Raw genomic sequence first — 17462 nt, 5'->3', positions numbered from 1 at the left:
CTATTTACTTCTGTGCAGCAACGATAACGATTTCGACCAAAATTTCCGGTCGTGCCAGCTTGGCTTCAACGGTCGCACGCGGCGGTGCATTGCCGGCTGCGACCCACTCGTCCCACGCCACGTTCATGCCGGCGAAATCCTTGATGTCGGCCAGGTAGATTTGGCAAGACAGGATGTGCTCTTTGTCGCTGCCAGCCTCGGCCAGCAGGCGGTCAACGTGACTCAGCGTTTCGCGTGTCTGTGCTTCAATATTCTGACTAACGTCTTCGGCCAACTGACCTGCCAGATAGATGGTGCCGTTATGAATAGCAACTTCTGACAGTCTTTTTCCCACATGCAAACGTGTAACGCTCATAATATTTCCCTGTCTCTAAAAATTTCATCTGTGGATCAAGCCGATTTAATCGGGTAACTGATTCTGAACTGCTGCTTTGGGCTATTGGTGACGCTTGGTTCATCCGGCTTACGTTCGGGCCGTCCCGTCACTTTCCCTTATTCATCCAAGCAAAAAATGACTGACGATTTCGATCTGATCAGTATGCAGAAGAGTTGGCGCATGTCCGACGCCGGCCAGTTCAACCAGCTTTGCCTTGGGGCCACGCTGTGTCATCAACAATGCGACTTCATGCGATAGCAGATCGGACTCGGCACCGCGAATCAAGAGTGTCGGGCAGGTAATTGCATCATACGCCGCCCACAACATCGTTTCAGCTTTCTTGAAAACGTCGCTGCTCGGCATTTTAAATGGCACTGCCAATCCCAAATCGTAATGGCGTACCCATTCTCCATTTTCATTTTGGCATAGCACATCGGCAGCCAGTTTGCGCCATTCGACATCGGTATGTTCACCGAACGGAAGTGAAATGGATTTAATGTAAGCCACCGCTTCCTCAAAGGTGGGGAAACGCATATCGGCGCCGATATACTCGCCGATACGACTGAGGGCCTCCGGGTTCAGATTCGGTCCGACATCATTGAGTACCAGTTTGCGGATCGGATTATCCTGCAAGGACGCCAGCCCGATGCCGATCAAACCACCCATCGATGTGCCTACCAAATCAACCGTCTCGGCATTCAGTCTGGCCAGTAGCGTCACCATATCGCTGACGTATTGCGGCACAACATAATATTGCGGATCGCGCAGGCGACCGGAACGGCCACGACCGACCACGTCCGGGCACACCACCCGATAGGTATCGCACAAGGCGCGCGCCAGTTGATCAAAATCGTCAGAAACCCGGGTCACGCCATGCAGGCACAGCAACACGTTGGGATTATGCGGGTCGCCCCACTCCTGATATGCCATTGAGTGCAATCCGGTAGGGGAAATACATTGAACGGTCTTGTGCAAAGCTGTAGTCATGAGCGGCATCCGGTTGGGAATACGAGTGATAACACCGCTATTCTACCGTCGCTTGCACTTAAAAACTTGCTCTAAAAGACAATACGAATACAGGCTGCCGACAAAAAAATCGGCAAAACGGCTGATTGCGCGCGAATTCTTCCTACCTTTAATCCACTACCGTGCCAGTTATGCACCAGGTGGAACGGCATAAAAAAACGCCGACAAAATGCATCGGCGCTTTTTCCATTTGAAACAGACCTCAATCCAGGCTACTGAAATCCAGCGCCGTACCAGTCTTCGCTATCAGTTCTTCCCTGCTCACACCGGTTGCCAGCTCAACCACTTTCAAGCCCTGCGGCGTCACATCCAGCACGCCCAGATCGGTGATGATGCGATCGACAACCCCAACGCCGGTCAATGGCAAATCACAGGCTTCGAGGATTTTGTGCGAGGTCGAACCATCCTTGGCCTTGGCGACGTGTTCCATCAACACCACCACGCGCTTGACACCGGCCACCAGATCCATGGCACCGCCCATGCCCTTGACCATTTTCCCCGGGATCATCCAATTGGCGAGGTCGCCGGTTTTCGATACCTGCATGGCACCCAACACGGCAAGATTGATTTTGCCGCCACGGATCATGGCAAACGAATCAGCCGAGCTGAAGAAAGACGATCCCGGCAGCGACGTCACAGTTTGTTTGCCCGCATTGATCAAGTCCGGATCGACCTTGTCGCTGGTCGGAAAAGGACCGATCCCGAGCAAGCCATTTTCCGACTGCAGCCAGACTTCGATATCCTTCGGCACATGATTCGCCACCATGGTCGGCAAGCCGATACCGAGATTGACGTAAAAACCATCCTGCAATTCCTGCGCCGCACGCGCGGCCATTTCATCACGATTCCAAGCCATGTCGATTCTCCGTTACTGTTTTTCTTACACATATTTCATGCAATTGATGCACTTAGGACCAGACCCCGAGACTTATGCACTCACTGTGCGTTGTTCTATACGTTTTTCCGGTGTCGCATTGACCACGATGCGATGCACAAAAATCCCCGGGGTATGCACCTCGTCCGGATCGATCTCACCGATTTCAACCAGATGCTCGACCTCGACCACGGTGATTTTGCCGGCCATGGCAACGTTCGGATTAAAGTTGCGCGCGGTTTTGTTATAAACCAGATTGCCGCTGCGATCCGCCTTATAGGCCTTGACCAAAGAGACATCTGCCACCAGCGAACGCTCCATGACGTATTGGGCACCGTCGAACTCGCGTATTTCCTTGCCTTCTGCAACCAGGGTACCGACGCCGGTCTTGGTAAAGAACGCCGGAATGCCGGCGCCGCCGGCACGGAGTTTTTCTGCCAGCGTACCTTGGGGCGTGAATTCGAGCTCCAGTTCACCAGCGAGAAACTGCCGTTCGAATTCCTTGTTTTCGCCAACGTAGGAGGCAATCATTTTTTTGATTTGGCGGGTCGTCAGCAATTGGCCGAGGCCGAAACCATCGACACCCGCATTATTCGAAATCGCGGTCAGATTTTGTACGCCGGAGTCACGCAACGCCGCGATCAGTGCCTCGGGAATCCCGCACAGGCCAAAACCGCCGACGGCGATGGTCTGGCCGTCCTTCACGACACCAGCTAACGCGCTGACCGCGTCAGGATAAACTTTGTTCATACCGCTATCTCCTTTTATGTAAACCCAGACTATTATTGCCGCTAAATGTGTCTGATAGCATATGATGAAGTCGATGATCCGACAATACAGTAAAAATACCGAATGAACGATTCACCATTGATTGATTATCAAGTCATTTTCGAACATGCCCCGGTCGGCATGTGCATCTCCAGACATCGCATCATGCAGGTCTGCAACCAGGCATTGACCCGCATGTTCGGCTATCAACCCGGTGAATTGGATGGCCAGTCGTTTCAGGTGCTCTACCCAACGCCGGATGAGTTCGAACGAACCGGCGCGCGGATCGTTCCGATCATGAATGCCAAAGGCGCCTATTCAGATGAACGCATCATGCGCCGAGCCAATGGCGAGCTGTTCTGGTGCCACGTTATTGGTCATGCGCTGGTTCCGAGCGACACGCATGCCGCCGGGATCTGGACCTTTGAAGACCTGAGTGGGAAGCGCAAGGTATCGGCAGAATTATCGCCGCGCGAACGGGAGATTGCCGCGTTGCTGGTGGAAGGAAAAACCAGCAAGTTGATCGGCAAGCAAATCGGTTTGAGTCCGCGCACGGTAGAAATGCATCGCGCCAATCTGATGAAAAAATTTGCTGCGGCGACTTCCAGCGAATTGGTTCACAGACTGCTTGGGGTGGTCAGCTAAGCACAGTCATGCCGTACGGTTGAAGCTACTTTCGAGGCGAATTCAATCCGCTAACATTTGGCGAATCTCCGCTGGTAACGGCACCGATTTTTCCTGCTTGAAATCAATCCACACCAGCTTTGCCGCGCCCTCGGCAAAAATCACGTCAGGAACGTCGACGCGACGAATTTCATACATTGTCTCGAAGCTGGAACGGCCAACTGCGCCGATGTAACAATACACCTCGACATCGCCAGGATATTTCAGCTGACGCAAAAAACTGCATTGCGCATTCACCAGAACCGGACCCTGGGCGCGGTCAATTGCATTGCCCATTTTTTCCATCCATTCGATCCGTGCCTGCTCAAAATATCTGAAATACACCGTATTATTCACGTGACCGAGTGCGTCCATGTCGCTCCAGCGAATAGCGATGCGACTACGGTGAACCAATTTTTTACTTTCCATGACTTCTTTTCCCAAAATAAATTTGCTCTTCAACGCGTAATTGCGGCCATACAGCGCAACCCTGGCGACTGATGTTGGAACGCAACATTCGGCACACGAACCCACTGAGCGTGCTGCCGGCGCAAGTCAAAACCTAGCATTCTGCCGTAAAATCCCGGACAATTAGCACAAACGTTCGAAAATTAAATATAGGTAAAGAGACAATGACCGAAATCCAGACGCAGAGCATCCTTGAGCAATATGGTCCACGCGAGGCCATGGAATATGACGTGGTAGTGGTCGGAGGCGGCCCGGCCGGATTGGCCGCTGCGATTCGCCTGAAGCAGCTGGCGTCTGAAAAGGGTAAGGAGGTTTCGGTCTGCGTACTCGAAAAAGGCAGCGAAATCGGTGCCCACATCCTGTCCGGCGCAGTCATGGACCCACAAGCGCTGACCGAATTATTTCCCAACTGGAAAGAACTGGGCGCGCCACTCAACACGGAAGTCAGTGAAGACCGCTTCCTGTTTTTGACGGCAACCAAAGCCTACAAGACACCCAACTGGATGTTGCCCGCCTGCTTCCAGAATCACGGCAATTACGTCATTTCGCTGGCCAACGTCGTACGCTGGCTGGGCCAGCAGGCCGAGATCTTGGGCGTGGATATTTTCCCCGGCTTCCCTGCCGCCGAAGTGCTCTACAACGACGATGGTTCGGTCAAGGGTGTCGCGACCGGGAATATGGGCGTCGGCCGCGATGGCAAACCGACCGAGGCGTTCCAGCTGGGTATGGAACTGCACGCCAAATACACGCTGTTTGCCGAAGGTGCGCGCGGCCATCTGGGCAAGCAAATTATTGCCAAGTACGACCTGAACAAGGGCAAGGATCCGCAAACCTACGGTCTCGGCATCAAGGAACTCTGGGAAATCGATCCGAAATTGCATCAGCCGGGCCTGGTGGTCCATACCGCGGGCTGGCCGCTCGACAGCAAAACCTATGGCGGCTCCTTCCTGTATCACCTGGAAAACAATCAGGTTGCGGTCGGCTATGTGGTTGGCCTGTCCTATGAGAATCCGTATCTGTCCCCCTACGAAGAATTCCAGCGTTACAAAACCCATCCCGAAATCAGCAAATTTTTCGTCGGCGGCAAACGCATTTCGTACGGCGCGCGCGCAATCACCGCGGGCGGCCTGCAATCGCTGCCGAAGTTGACTTTCAATGGCGGCGCGCTGATAGGCTGCGATGCCGGCTTCCTGAACGCCAGCCGCATCAAGGGCAGCCACGCAGCGATCAAGACCGGCATGCTGGCCGCCGACGCTGCCTTCGACGCACTGGCCAGCGCGCGCCAGCACGATGAACTGAGCGCTTACGCCAGCGCGTTCGAAAAGTCATGGCTACATGAAGAATTGCACAAGGCACGCAATTTCAAACCGTGGATGAGCAAAGGCTTGTATCTCGGCACGCTGATGGTCGGTATCGACCAGGTGGTATTCGGCGGCAAAGCGCCGTGGACCTTGCATCACACCCACGCCGACCATGAATGCCTGAAACCGGCGGCGAATTACACGCCGATCAAATACCCCAAGCCCGATGGCAAGCTGACCTTCGACCGCCTGTCATCGGTATTCATTTCGAATACCAATCACGCAGAAGAACAACCGGTTCATCTGACCCTGAAAGACCCGACCATACCGGTGACTATCAATCTGGCACAGTATGCAGGGCCGGAAGCGCGCTACTGCCCCGCCGGGGTCTATGAGTTCGTCACCAATCCGGACAACACCGAACGGCTGCAAATCAATGCACAGAATTGCGTGCATTGCAAAACCTGCGACATCAAGGACCCGACACAGAATATCGTCTGGGTGACACCGGAAGGTGGCGGCGGACCGAATTACGCCAATATGTAAGAAGCAGGCACAGGATGAGCTAAGGCAGAACTAGTGTGGCGCAGATGGCATGCCGTCTGCCGCGTATTCTCTTGCAAATGGGTATGCATCCTGCCAGAGCTACGCGCTCCCCCTGCGCAACATTGTTTCCGTAAGTCGTAACAAAAAAAGCGCCGACTCTGGCGCTTTTTTGTTTTATGAGCACATTCCCAAGAGGCTAGGGAGGCGTTGAATTTAAGGCTACAGCTTGCCACTGCCCCGCAACGATCTTTTCCAGCCAGAACGCGCCTATCACCGTTTTAACGTCGGTAATCTTGCCTTCCCTGACCCACTGCAATACCTCGGCCACCGGCGCCTTGAACACATCCAGAAACTCACCGTCATCGAGACGGCGTTCGCCAGCGGTCAAGCCACGTGCCAGGAAGATTTCCAGATGCTCATCGGAGTAGGCGATCGCGTTATGGATGGTGCAAACGTAGTGCCAATCGGTAGCGGTATATCCGGTTTCTTCCTGCAGTTCACGTCTGGCACAGAGCAGATGATCTTCATTTGGATCGATCTTGCCGGCCGGAAATTCAATAAAAACCCGATCCAGCGGATAACGAAACTGCCGCTCAAGCAGGACGGTCCCATCCTCAAACAGTGGCAACACGACGACCGCGCCCGGATGTTTAATGTACTCACGGGTGGCTGGCTTGCCATCAGGCAGCGCTACGGCGTCACGTTGTACCTTAAGAAAATCGCCATCGTAGGCCAATGCGCTATCAATTCGGGTTTCTTTCAGGTGTTGATCCATGCGAACACTCCGACACGACAAGATAAGGGACAGGAATTGAGAAGTCAGAACAAAGCGCGAGATGCGCAACGCAGGTAGCTTCGAAGTCAGCTTGCCTCAATTGACTTCAGATTCAGCCATGCTTCTTACGCAAATAACGATGTACAAAACCAGGATAGGCAAACACCAGGAACAGACAACCGGTGACCGCATAAAGCTGCCAGCCCTGTGAAAAGGCATTGCCGATGCGAGACTCCAGCCAATAGGCAATCCCTCCGACCACCGCATACCACACGAACAACTCGATCAGGCGTAGCCAGCCAGGCTTGACTGCGGCCGACTTGAGCGGGATCAGTGCGAACAAGCGTTCATTGATGAACGGCAGGTTGGCGGCCAGCAGCGCCAACAGAATGACGACCCAACTGGAAAGCGAGACATTCACGCTGTCACGACGTCAGATGGCCGACAAAACTGGCCAGGGAACGCACGATCGCAGTCTGACTTGCATTCATCAATATTCCAGGCCATAGCCCCAAGACCAACACCGCGACGCCATTCAAACTCAGGAGCACACGGACATCGCCATGTGCGACGATCTTCGCGTCGTCATGCGCATCATCAAAATACATGACTTTGATCACGCGCAAATAGTAGTACGCACCGATCAGCGAGAACAGCACCGCCACGACGGCCAGCCAGATCTGGCCGGTACCCAGTACCGCGCGCAGGACCGACAATTTACCGAAGAAGCCCAGCAATGGGGGAACACCCGCCAGCGACAACATTAACAACAGCATGATGCCGGCAAACCATGGACTACGTTGGTTCAAACCCTTGAAGTCATCAATATTTTCAGCCTCGAATCCTGAACGTGCCAGCAACATGATCACGCCAAAGGTGCCAAGTGTCGTCAGGACATAGGTGATCGCGTAAAACAGTGCTGCGCTGTAAGCAGCGGTGGCCGAGTACATATTGCCGCCGACCACGCCCGACAAAAGGCCGAGCAGCATGAAGCCCATATGCGAAATAGTCGAGTAAGCCAGCATCCGCTTGATATTGGTCTGCGCAATCGCAGTAATGTTGCCAATCGCCATCGACAGTACTGCCAGCACCATTAGCATTTGCTGCCAGTCAATCGCCAGCAACAGCACGCCTTCGACCAACAGACGGAAACAGATCGCGAACGCCGCCAGTTTCGGCGCCCCGCCCAACAGCAAGGTGACAGCAGTCGGCGCGCCTTGATAGACATCCGGCACCCACATATGGAACGGCACCGCGCCCAACTTAAAGGCCAGGCCGGCAACCAGGAACACCACGCCAAACACCAGCGTATTGTGCTGCGTCTCGGTACCGCCCATGGCAATCGCCCGGGTAATCTCGATCAGATCGAGCGAACCGGTGGCACCATACAACATCGACATACCGTACAACAGGAAACCAGATGCCATCGCGCCCAGCACAAAATATTTCATTGCCGCTTCAGTCGCGCCGGCATTTTCACGGCGCAGCGCCACCAGCCCATACAGCGACAACGACATCAGTTCCAGACCAAGGTAAATGATAAGGAAGTTGTTGCCGGAAATCATGACCATCTGGCCCAGTAGCGCGAATAGCGCCAGCGCGTAAAACTCACCGCCCAGATGATTGTTCACCATCTCGCGCTCGCTGACATACTGACGCGAATACACCACCGTGGCAAACACTGCGACATATGAACAGAGCTTCAGCAGATGCGCCAATGGATCGCCCACAAACATATTGTGGAAGGTGTAAACCGTCTCACCTGCGTTGAACGCGCCCAGCGTCAGCCCAAAGCAGACCACCAACACCAGCAACGTCAAATAATAAGTGACGTGACGTTTCGCATCCGAGACAAACATATCGATCAGCAGGATTGCGGAGGTCGCAATCAGCAGAAAGATTTCCGGATAAACAGGGATCAGGTTTATGTTATTCATTTATTTGCCGCTTATTTTTTGTTCACTGGTGCTAACCGCTTTTCTACTACGGACGTGGACGTATTCAGTTCAATTTGGTGATGGCGACATGTTTCAACAGGTCGGCCACCGATACTTGCATCGCATCGGCAAATGGCGCCGGATACAAGCCCATCGCTATCACGGCAATCGCCAACAAGCCCAGCATGAAGAATTCACGCTTGTTGAGGTCGGTCATTTCTTCCACATGCGGATTGGTAATGACACCAAATATCACGCGTTTCACCAACCACAACGAATACGCAGCACCCAAAATCAATGCAGTCGCTGCCAGCAGACCGATCCAGAAATTCGACTTGACCGCACCCAGAATCACCATGAATTCGCCGACAAAGCCGGAGGTGCCAGGCAGGCCGCTATTGGCCAGCGAAAACAGCACGAACAATGCGGCAAAACGCGGCATCACATTCACCAGGCCGCCGTACTGCACGATCTCACGCGTATGCAGGCGGTCGTACATCACACCGATACACAGGAACATTGCGCCGGAGACGAAGCCGTGTGAAATCATTTGCGCGATACCGCCCTGCACAGCCATGTCGTTAAACAGGAAGAAACCGAGCGTCGCGAAACCCATGTGGGCGATCGACGAATACGCTACCAGTTTCTTCATGTCGTTTTGTACCAGCGCCACCAGGCCGATGTAGATCACTGCGATCAGCGACAGGGTGATCACGAAGCCGGACAGATAGTGGCTTGCGTCAGGTGCAATCGGGAGCGAGAAACGCAGGAAGCCGTAACCGCCCAATTTCAGCATGATCGCCGCCAGCACCACCGAACCGCCGGTAGGCGCTTCGACGTGCGCATCCGGCAACCAGGTATGTACCGGCCACATTGGTACCTTGACCGCGAACGCCATCAGGAATGCCAGGAAAATATAGATCTGCGCAGCCATCGACAACGGCACTTGATGCCAGGCCAGAATATCCCAACTGCCGCCTGACACAAAGTACAGATACAGCAAGGCGATCAGCATCAGCAGCGAGCCGAAAAAAGTGTAGAGGAAAAACTTGATCGCCGCATACACCCGGTTGGCGCCGCCCCATACCCCGATGATGATGAACATCGGTACCAGCGTTGCTTCGAAAAATACATAGAACAACATGCCGTCAAGTGCGCAGAACACACCGATCATCACGCCGGACAGGATCAGGAATGCACCCATGTATTGGGCAACTCGCTTCTGTATCACTTCCCAGGCAGAGATGACCACTATTACGGTGATAAAGGCGGTCAGCGGTACGAACCACAGCGACAGGCCATCAATTCCCAAAAAGTAATTGATATTGAAACGACCAATCCAGGCTGCTTTCTCGACGAACTGCATGCCGTGGAAGCTGTTATCGAAATTCGTCATCAGCGGCACGGTCACCGCCAAACTGACCAGTGCGCCGAACAGCGACAGCCAGCGGACCAGAGTAGGATTATCGTCACGACCGACTGCCAGGACGAGCACACCAAATGCGATCGGACACCAGATCGCAAGACTAAGAAGAGGGAAAGTTGACTGAATCATGGTTATTATTTACTTTACTTCGCCAACTTATTTGGCAAACGGAGAAGGCATGAACCAAACCAGGAAACCCAGCACACCAATAATCATCACAAACGCGTAGTGATAGATGTAACCGGACTGCCAGAGGCGGGTAATTTTCGAGAACCAGTTGACCGCCTTGGCACTACCATTCACAACCAGGCCATCAATCAGACTGCGGTCACCAACGTTCCACAAGCCGCGACCGATCAGACGGGCACCGCCGGCAAAGACCAGATCGTTGAATTTATCCATGTAATACTTGTTATCCAGCAACGCGAAAATCGGATGGAGTCTTTGTTTGATCGCCGCCGGTACGCGCGGATTGACCAAATAACAGTAGTACGCGGCTACCACACCTGAAATTGCCAGCCACAATGGCGCCGAGGTCAGGCTATGCACCACCATCGTCAGAGGGCCATGGAAGTCGTTCCGTAATTCTTCCATTGCGCGATGCGCCTCCCCGACAATTATCACGTTCTTGAAGAAGCTGCCGTACAGCAAAGGTTCAATGGTGAAGAAGCCGATAATTGCCGAAGGAATCGCCAGCAGAATCAAAGGCAGGGTGACGACCCACGGCGACTCGTGCGGCTTTTGCCCCGGTTCCAGGCCGTGGTGGCCGTGGCCATCGGGCTCTTCTTCCTCTTCATGCTCATCATGATGAAGATGCGGTTTACCAAAACGTTCTTCGCCATGGAACACCATGAAATACATGCGGAAAGAATAGAATGCGGTCACGAAAACGCCCGCCAGCAAGGCGAATTTGGCAAAGCCGGCACCATACAGATGCGTCGCTTCAACCGCTTCGATGATGCTGTCTTTCGAATAGAAACCGGAAAAGAACGGTGTACCAATCAACGCCAGCGAACCGATCAGCGAAGTGATCCAGGTAATCGGCATATATTTGCGCAGACCGCCCATGTTGCGCATGTCCTGATCATGGTGCATGCCGATGATGACCGAACCGGCGCCAAGGAACAGCAAAGCCTTGAAGAAGGCGTGCGTCATCAAATGAAATACTGCGACTGAATACGCCGATGCGCCCAGCGCGACCGTCATATAACCGAGCTGCGACAGCGTCGAATACGCCACCACGCGTTTGATGTCAGTCTGGATAATCCCCAGGAAACCCATGAACAGCGCAGTGATCGAACCAATAATCAGGATGAACGACAGGGCCGTGTCCGACAATTCGAACAACGGCGACATGCGCGACACCATGAAGATACCGGCAGTCACCATCGTCGCCGCGTGAATCAGCGCCGAAATCGGGGTTGGGCCTTCCATCGAATCCGGCAGCCAGACGTGCAGCGGAAACTGGGCCGACTTCCCCATGGCGCCGATGAACAAACAGATACAGGCAACGGTCAGCAGCATCCAGTCGCTACCCGGCAGGGTGATTTGCGCCAGTGCGCCCTTTTGCGCGAATACTTCGGCGTAGTTCATCGAACCGGAATACGCCAGCAGCAAACCAATACCAAGGATGAAACCGAAGTCACCGACACGGTTGACCAGGAATGCTTTCATATTGGCGACAATCGCAGTCGGCCTGGTGTACCAGAAGCCAATCAGCAGGTACGACACCAGACCCACGGCTTCCCAGCCGAAGAACAGTTGCAGGAAGTTGTTGCTCATGACCAGCATCAGCATCGAGAACGTGAACAGCGAAATGTAAGAGAAGAAGCGGTTGTAGCCTGCATCATCTTTCATGTAGCCGATGGTATAGATATGCACCATCAGCGAAACAAAGGACACTACGGCCATCATCATCGCCGTCAGACTGTCGATCAGGAAACCGACTTCCAGCTTGACCCCGCCAACTGTCATCCAGGTGTAAAGCGTGCCGTTATACGACGCGCCATCGATCACCGCCAGCAAAGTCTGGATCGAAATGATGAACGCAATCAACACACCCAGTATCGTCACTGTGTGCGAAGTTTTACGTCCTATCAGATTGCCGAAGAATCGCGTACCGAATAAGCCTGCAATCGCCGCACCGGCCAGGGGTGCCAACGGTACAGCCAGAAGTAATTGTGGGTTAAGTTGCCCCGCCATGATGAACCTTATCTTTATTCGTTGTTCGCTTTAGTCGCGCAGGGCGCGTCGTTATTTTCGCTGTTATTTCCGCTGCTATTTCTTGTATTGATGATTCCAACCCGGTCTCGACATCAACCTTTCAGGCTATCGAGATCTTCCACATTAATCGTGTCGAGATTACGGAACAGCACCACCAGAATCGCCAGGCCAATCGCCGCTTCGGCCGCCGCAACAGTCATGATGAAGAACACAAAAACCTGTCCGGCTGCATCACCCAGGTAATACGAAAAGGCGATGAAGTTGATGTTCACCGACAACAACATCAATTCAATTGCCATCAGCAACACAATGATGTTCTTGCGATTCAGAAAAATACCGACGACTGCGATCGCAAAGAGGATCGCGCCGAGGATCAAATAGTGTGACAGTGATAAAGCCATGATGCGTTCCTCTTATTTTTGCTCTTGCACGGACTCGGATGGCGTCTCAAACGGCCGCGGCTCGGATTTCATCTTGACCAGACGGATCCGGTCAGTACTGCGTACCTTGACCGCATCGTACGGCGACATATACTTGGTGTCTTTACGACGACGCAAGGTCAATGCGACCGCGGCCACAATCGCGACCAGCAACACGACGGCGGCAATTTCAAACGCATACACATATTCGGTATAAATCAGCAAGCCGAGCGCTTTGGTGCCGCCAATGTTTGCAGAAATCGCCGGCACTTCACTCTCTGGCGCCCAGAAACCACGCAGCAATACTGCCGCCATTTCCAGCACGATAACCACGCCAACGGTGGCCGCCAGCGGGAAGTGCCCCCAGAATCCTTCTCGTAATTTATCCAGATTGATATCCAGCATCATCACGACGAAGAGGAACAGCACCATTACCGCACCGACGTAAACCAGCACCAGTACGATTGCCAGAAATTCGGCCTTGAGCAACATCCAGATACCGGCTGCGGAGAAGAACGCCAACACCAGAAACAAAGCTGAATGCACTGGATTGCGTGCTGTGATAACACGTAATGCGGCGATCACCAGCACCACCGAAAACGCGTAGAACAAGAATGTCTTAAATTCCATAATCGACCAAAGAGTCTGCCAAGTTAGCTTTAAATTCAGGCTTGAGATTGAAATTCATGCTCAAAGCCAGGAGCAACACCGATTAACGGTATGCAGCGTCCGCCGCACGTGCCGCAGCGATTTCAGGTTCGTAACGATCACCAACTGCCAGCAACATTTCTTTGGTGTAGTACAGATCACCGCGCTTTTCGCCGTGATATTCCAGAATGTGCGTTTCAACGATCGAATCAACCGGGCAGGACTCCTCGCAGAAACCGCAAAAAATACACTTGGTCAGGTCGATGTCGTAACGGGTCGTACGGCGCGAACCATCTTCACGCTGCTCCGATTCGATCGTGATCGCCATTGCCGGGCAAACCGCTTCACACAGTTTGCAGGCAATGCAGCGCTCTTCGCCGTTCGGGTAACGACGCAACGCGTGCAGACCGCGAAAACGCGGCGACTGCGGCGTTTTTTCTTCCGGGAACAACACCGTAATTTTGCGCTTGAACAGATAACGGCCGGTCAGCCGCATTCCCTTGAGCAACTCCAGCAGCATCAAGCTACCGAAAAAATCCTTGATCGCTTCCATTTGCTATAAACCTTCCATTACTTCCAGATATTCCACGGACTTTGAATCCAGGCAGCGACGATCACCAGATAAGCGAGCGTCAACGGGATAAATACTTTCCAGCCCAGACGCATGATCTGGTCATAGCGATAGCGTGGGAAAGATGCACGGAACCAGATAAACATCGACACCATCACGAATGTCTTCGCACCCAGCCAGATCCAGCCCGGGATGAAATCCAGGAATTGCAGCGGCGATGCCCAGCCACCCAGGAACAACAATGACGCCAGCATCGAGATCAGGATCATGTTGGCGTATTCAGCCAGGAAGAACATCGCAAACGACATGCCCGAGTACTCGATCATGTGACCGGCAACGATTTCCGATTCGCCTTCGACCACGTCAAACGGGTGACGGTTGGTTTCAGCAATACCCGAAACGAAATAGATCACGAACACCGGCAGCAACGACAACCAGTTCCACGACAGGAAACCCAGGCCTTTATCGTAGAAGTAACCCTTGCTTTGTCCCATCACGATATCGGTCAGATTCAAACTGCCGGATACCATCAACACAATTACCAGCGCAAAGCCCATCGCGATTTCGTAGGACACCATCTGTGCGGATGCACGCATCGCGCCGAGGAACGCATACTTGGAGTTGGACGCCCAACCCGCAATGATCACACCGTAGACTTCCATCGAGGTAATCGCCATCACGAACAACAAGCCGGCGTTGACATTCGCCAATACGGTTTCCGGACCAAACGGAATCACCGCCCATGCCGCCAGCGCTGGCATGATGGTCATGATCGGTGCGATAAAGAACAGATACTTATTCGCACGCGATGGCAAAGTCACTTCTTTGAGCAGCAACTTCAATGCATCGGCAATCGGTTGCAACAAGCCCAAAGGACCCACGCGATTCGGGCCAAGACGAATGTGCATCCAGCCGATCAGCTTACGTTCCCAGTAGGTCAAATAGGCCACGCACAACAACAACGGCACGACCACGATGACGATCTTGATGACGTTCCAGATCAACGGCCAGACCACACCGAGGTGGTCTGCGCCGGCTGCATTGATGGTAGCGATAAATTGATCCATCATGCTTTCTCCACGACGATAGAACCAAACATCGGACCCAATGCAACGGTCGATGCATGGGCTGCGGCAACCCGCACGACGTTATCAGGCAAGCTGCGATCAATTCCAGCAAGCAACGAGGCAGCGCCCTGCCCTTGTTTGACGTTGACACGGTCGCCGCTAGCGACACCCAGCTTTTCAGCCAGCACAGCCGACAGCCATGCTTGTGGTGCCCGGCCATCCGTGGTTTCCTGCAACGACATGGCACGACGGACTACCGCGTCAGTGAAATAGATAGGCACGTCGGCAATCCGCTCGATCGCACCGTCTGCAACCTGCGCTGCCGCCTGCATGGGCAAATCGGCGCTGTTGTTCAGGCGGGTTTGCAGATTTGCTTCCGCAACGTTGTCGGTACCCAGGACTTCAGCGCGAATCGCTTCCGAAGTATCGTAATCAAAGCCGGGCAAGCTCAGCAAATTACCCAATACGCGCAATACTTTCCACGCCGGACGGGCATCGCCCAACGGCCGCACGGTGCCATTGAAGCTTTGCGCGCGACCTTCGCAATTGACGAAAGTACCGGAGGTTTCGGTAAATGGGGCGATAGGCAGCAATACGTCGGCATAATCCATGCCGTGCTTATAAGCCGACAAAGCGACCACCATTTCAGCCTGATTCAGTGCGGCACGCGCTGCTTGCGGATTGAAGCTGTCGAACTCCGGCTCGGCGTTCAGCAACACATATGCCTTGCGCGCCTGTGCAAACATTTGCTGCGCATTGGCGCCTTTGCCGGCTGCAGGAATTGCCTGTGCCAGATAACCCCCAACGGTATTCCCCGCTTCGGTCAGGTACCCAAACTTGGCATCGGTTTGTTGCGCGATCCATTGCGCAGCTGCGTGCAGTTGCGACGCTTGTGGATGCTGTGCGGCGGCGTTACCGAGCAACACTGCTTTCGATGCGCCTGACAACAGGCTGGCAGCGGTTTGCTTGGCGCTGGCCGATGGCACAACATTTTCGAAACCGGCAGGCGCGGCAACATTCCTGGCCTGCGCAACAGCGACTGCAACTTCACCCAGCGCAGCCAACCAGCTCGACGGTGCGGCAATGATCTTGTTCGCAACCGGCATCAACAAATCGTCATCGGTCGCGTGCAGGATGCTCAACTTGGCACCGCGCTTGACGCCCAGACGCAGACGTGCGGACAACAGCGGATGATCTTTACGCAGGAACGAGCCAATCACGAATGCGCGATCCAGCTCGGCGAATTCATTGATCGACATGCCGAGCCAAGGCGTCACCTTGCCATCCAGCATGAAGTCCGACTGACGGGTACGGAAATCGACGTTTTCGGAACCCAGGCCACGTACTATTTTTTGCAGCAGCGACAACTCTTCCAGCGTTGAATACGGCGTGCCCAGTGCGGCAATCGCATCGGCGCCATGTTCATGACGGATGTTGCGCAAGCCGTGCGCCACGTATTCCAGCGCAGTTTGCCATTCAACTTCCTGCCATTTGCCGTCTTGCTTCAGCATCGGCTTGGTCAAGCGCTCGGCGCTGTTCAAACCTTCGTAAGCGAAGCGATCTTTATCGGACAACCAGCATTCGTTGACATCGTTGTTTTCCAGGGGCAGCACGCGCATTACTTTGCCGGACTTGACCTGAACGATCAGATTGGCGCCGAGGCCGTCATGCGGGCTGACTGATTTACGACGCGACAATTCCCAGGTACGGGCGCTGTAACGGAATGGCTTGGAAGTCAATGCGCCGACCGGGCACAAATCGATCATGTTGCCGGACAGTTCGGAGTTGACGGTCTTGCCGACAAAAGTCGTAATCTCGGAATGCTCACCGCGACCGACCATACCGAATTCCATGACGCCGGCAATTTCCTGACCGAACCGGACGCAGCGCGTGCATTGAATGCAACGGCTCATTTCCTGCATCGAGATCAACGGGCCGGCATCCTTCGGCGTCACTACACGCTTTTCTTCTTCGTAGCGGGACGACGACTTACCGTAACCGACCGCCAAATCCTGCAATTGACACTCGCCGCCCTGATCGCAGATCGGGCAATCGAGCGGGTGGTTGATCAACAGGAATTCCATCACGCTCTTTTGCGCAGTGACGGCCTTTTCGCTTGCAGTGCGCACGATCATGCCGGCACTCACCGGCGTGGCGCAGGCAGGCAAGGCCTTCGGTGCTTTTTCCACCTCGACCAGACACATGCGGCAGTTGGCCGCGATGGAGAGTTTTTTGTGATAGCAAAAATGGGGAATATAAGTACCAATCTTGTTGGCAGCATCCATTACCATGCTGCCCTCCTGGACTTCCACTTTCTTGCCGTCTATTTCGATTTCGACCATGGCTTTTGCTTTTCTTGCCTAAGTATTTTTGC

Annotated in this window: 17 protein-coding genes; 2 read left to right on the top strand and 15 right to left on the bottom strand. The window is 53.9% G+C overall.

All coding sequences use genetic code 11. The annotated features are described in order from the left end of the window. Positions 1 to 4: 4 nt before the first annotated feature. From AC3CHX_RS07020 to AC3CHX_RS07005, 4 genes are all read right to left on the bottom strand, one after another. Positions 5 to 355: a RidA family protein gene (locus tag AC3CHX_RS07020; protein WP_488643347.1), complete on the bottom strand. Its 351-nt coding sequence runs from the start codon at positions 353 to 355 to the stop codon at positions 5 to 7. A gap of 141 nt (positions 356 to 496) precedes the next feature. Continuing rightward, positions 497 to 1363, bottom strand: coding sequence for an alpha/beta fold hydrolase (locus tag AC3CHX_RS07015; RefSeq protein WP_488643346.1), 867 nt, complete (start codon positions 1361 to 1363; stop codon positions 497 to 499). Between the two features lie 241 nt (positions 1364 to 1604). After that, positions 1605 to 2258: a 3-oxoacid CoA-transferase subunit B gene (locus tag AC3CHX_RS07010; RefSeq protein ID WP_488643345.1), complete on the bottom strand. Its 654-nt coding sequence runs from the start codon at positions 2256 to 2258 to the stop codon at positions 1605 to 1607. A 72-nt stretch (positions 2259 to 2330) separates the two neighbouring features. Then, entirely contained in the window at positions 2331 to 3026 is a 696-nt protein-coding gene (locus AC3CHX_RS07005) for a CoA transferase subunit A (protein ID WP_488643344.1), read from the bottom strand. 102 nt (positions 3027 to 3128) lie between these two features. On the opposite strand from AC3CHX_RS07005, the gene AC3CHX_RS07000 reads away from it, so the two are divergent. After that, positions 3129 to 3689 carry a LuxR C-terminal-related transcriptional regulator gene (locus AC3CHX_RS07000; protein ID WP_488643343.1) on the top strand — a complete coding sequence of 187 codons (561 nt, stop codon included), beginning with the start codon at positions 3129 to 3131 and terminating at the stop codon, positions 3687 to 3689. 42 nt (positions 3690 to 3731) lie between these two features. Here AC3CHX_RS07000 and AC3CHX_RS06995 read toward each other — a convergent pair whose 3' ends face one another. Further along, entirely contained in the window at positions 3732 to 4136 is a 405-nt protein-coding gene (locus AC3CHX_RS06995; protein WP_488643342.1) for an acyl-CoA thioesterase, read from the bottom strand. A 203-nt stretch (positions 4137 to 4339) separates the two neighbouring features. Here AC3CHX_RS06995 and AC3CHX_RS06990 point away from each other — a divergent pair, with 203 nt between their 5' ends. Continuing rightward, complete coding sequence (locus tag AC3CHX_RS06990) at positions 4340 to 6022, top strand: electron transfer flavoprotein-ubiquinone oxidoreductase (protein ID WP_488643341.1); 1683 nt, start codon at positions 4340 to 4342, stop codon at positions 6020 to 6022. Positions 6023 to 6218: 196 nt separating this feature from the next. Here the strand turns inward: AC3CHX_RS06990 and AC3CHX_RS06985 are convergent, their stop codons facing one another. From AC3CHX_RS06985 to nuoG, 10 genes are all read right to left on the bottom strand, one after another. Further along, complete coding sequence (locus AC3CHX_RS06985; protein WP_488643340.1) at positions 6219 to 6797, bottom strand: NUDIX domain-containing protein; 579 nt, start codon at positions 6795 to 6797, stop codon at positions 6219 to 6221. A 112-nt stretch (positions 6798 to 6909) separates the two neighbouring features. Further along, positions 6910 to 7218 (bottom strand): DUF2818 family protein, encoded by a 309-nt coding sequence (locus tag AC3CHX_RS06980; RefSeq protein WP_488643339.1) that lies wholly within the window; start codon positions 7216 to 7218, stop codon positions 6910 to 6912. A 4-nt stretch (positions 7219 to 7222) separates the two neighbouring features. Continuing rightward, complete coding sequence (gene nuoN, locus AC3CHX_RS06975; protein ID WP_488643338.1) at positions 7223 to 8734, bottom strand: NADH-quinone oxidoreductase subunit NuoN; 1512 nt, start codon at positions 8732 to 8734, stop codon at positions 7223 to 7225. Between the two features lie 64 nt (positions 8735 to 8798). Further along, entirely contained in the window at positions 8799 to 10289 is a 1491-nt protein-coding gene (locus tag AC3CHX_RS06970) for an NADH-quinone oxidoreductase subunit M (RefSeq protein ID WP_488643337.1), read from the bottom strand. A gap of 27 nt (positions 10290 to 10316) precedes the next feature. After that, positions 10317 to 12362 carry an NADH-quinone oxidoreductase subunit L gene (gene nuoL, locus AC3CHX_RS06965; RefSeq protein WP_488643336.1) on the bottom strand — a complete coding sequence of 682 codons (2046 nt, stop codon included), beginning with the start codon at positions 12360 to 12362 and terminating at the stop codon, positions 10317 to 10319. Between the two features lie 113 nt (positions 12363 to 12475). Next, positions 12476 to 12784 carry an NADH-quinone oxidoreductase subunit NuoK gene (gene nuoK, locus AC3CHX_RS06960; protein WP_488643335.1) on the bottom strand — a complete coding sequence of 103 codons (309 nt, stop codon included), beginning with the start codon at positions 12782 to 12784 and terminating at the stop codon, positions 12476 to 12478. Between the two features lie 12 nt (positions 12785 to 12796). Beyond that, positions 12797 to 13432, bottom strand: coding sequence for an NADH-quinone oxidoreductase subunit J (locus tag AC3CHX_RS06955; protein ID WP_488643334.1), 636 nt, complete (start codon positions 13430 to 13432; stop codon positions 12797 to 12799). An 82-nt stretch (positions 13433 to 13514) separates the two neighbouring features. Further along, entirely contained in the window at positions 13515 to 14003 is a 489-nt protein-coding gene (nuoI, locus tag AC3CHX_RS06950) for an NADH-quinone oxidoreductase subunit NuoI (RefSeq protein WP_488643333.1), read from the bottom strand. 17 nt (positions 14004 to 14020) lie between these two features. Continuing rightward, complete coding sequence (gene nuoH / locus AC3CHX_RS06945; RefSeq protein WP_488644749.1) at positions 14021 to 15088, bottom strand: NADH-quinone oxidoreductase subunit NuoH; 1068 nt, start codon at positions 15086 to 15088, stop codon at positions 14021 to 14023. Further along, entirely contained in the window at positions 15088 to 17430 is a 2343-nt protein-coding gene (nuoG, locus tag AC3CHX_RS06940; RefSeq protein WP_488643332.1) for an NADH-quinone oxidoreductase subunit NuoG, read from the bottom strand. The genes nuoH and nuoG overlap by 1 nt, the downstream gene beginning before the upstream one ends. Positions 17431 to 17462 lie beyond the last annotated feature (32 nt).

The sequence above is a fragment of the Glaciimonas sp. OK215 genome, from assembly GCF_057787885.1.
The sequence above is the reverse complement of the archived record's forward strand: the minus strand, read 5'-3'. Positions and strand labels throughout refer to the sequence as shown.